Origin of the sequence: Janibacter sp. RAF52 (assembly GCF_052114035.1) — a bacterium.
GTDB lineage: Bacteria > Actinomycetota > Actinomycetes > Actinomycetales > Dermatophilaceae > Janibacter > Janibacter hoylei.
This window is the reverse complement of record NZ_JBFRDY010000026.1, coordinates 1-1,183: the sequence shown is the minus strand read 5'-3', so window position 1 is coordinate 1,183 and position 1,183 is coordinate 1. Positions and strand designations below refer to the sequence as shown.

General features: G+C 65.2%; 2 protein-coding genes. Both read left to right on the top strand.

What is annotated here, in order from left to right; genetic code table 11:
• The first annotated feature begins 72 nt into the window (after nt 1-72).
• Nucleotides 73-432, top strand: coding sequence for a Cd(II)/Pb(II)-sensing metalloregulatory transcriptional regulator CmtR (cmtR, locus tag AB4Y78_RS15595; protein ID WP_259909122.1), 360 nt, complete (start codon nt 73-75; stop codon nt 430-432).
• A complete protein-coding gene (locus tag AB4Y78_RS15590) occupies nt 429-1,031 on the top strand; it encodes a cadmium resistance transporter (protein ID WP_007925754.1) in 603 nt (200 codons plus the stop codon). The genes cmtR and AB4Y78_RS15590 overlap by 4 nt, the downstream gene beginning before the upstream one ends.
• The last annotated feature ends 152 nt before the right edge of the window (nt 1,032-1,183 follow it).

Sequence of the window (1,183 nt, the reverse complement as noted above, 5' to 3'; positions counted from 1 at the left end):
TCCCCTTACGGGCATGCGATCTGGGCTGACGCCTGTGACCGAGTGTTCAGTGCGTGCTGTATAGTTCAGTCCATGCTGACTATTTCTTCGCGTCTCGACGTGATGAACCGCCTGGGTCGTGCACTGGCCGACCCCACTCGATCCCGGATCATCTTGACCCTGCTCGACCATCCCGCTTACCCGGCGGAACTGGCCCGAGATCTGGACCTGACACGCCCGAACGTGTCCAACCACCTGGCATGCCTGCGCGATTGCGGGATCGTCGTCTCCGAGCCCGAGGGTCGTCGGACACGATATGAGATCGCCGATTCGCACCTGGCGCAGGCGCTGACGGCACTGGTCGATGCCACCCTGGCAGTGGACGAAGACGCCCCGTGCATCGATCCCGCCTGCTCGCTTCCCGGATGCGACGCAGCTGGGGAGGGCGCATGATCCTCACCTCGGTCTTGCAGGCGATGGGCCTGTTCGCAGCGACCAACATCGACGACATCATCGTGCTCTCCCTCTTCTTCGCGCGAGGGGCAGGCCAGCGCGGCACTACCGCCCGCATTCTGGCCGGCCAGTACCTCGGATTCGTCGGCATCCTCGGTGCCGCGGTCCTGGTGACCATCGGTGCCGGAGCATTCCTGCCCTCGGCAGCCATCCCGTACTTCGGTCTCATCCCTCTGGGCCTCGGCCTCTGGGCCGCATGGCAGGCCTGGCGCGGAGACGATGACGACGATGACGACGAGGCCAAGGTTGCCGGCAAGAAGGTCGGCGTGTGGACAGTCGCAGGCGTCACCCTTGCCAACGGCGGCGACAACATCGGCGTCTACACCCCTGTCTTCCTCAGCGTGGAACCTCTCGCAGTAGTCGCCTACTGCATCGTCTTCCTCGCGCTCGTCGCGGTCCTGGTGGCCCTGGCAAAGTTCGTCGCCACCCGCCCCCCGATCGCCGAAGTGCTCGAACGCTGGGAGCACATCCTCTTCCCCATCGTTCTCATCGGCCTCGGCATCGTGATCCTCGTCAGCGGCGGAGCCTTCGGACTCTGACATAGCGGCAGCGATCCAAACGGCCCCGACCGGGCGCACCCCTCTCGGTTCAGACCGCGACACCTACCTGCAGCCAGTCCTGCGTGATCGCGGCAACAAGACCGCCACGGAGCGCTGCAAAAACCCCGCCACCAAGCGAACGAAGCCACACG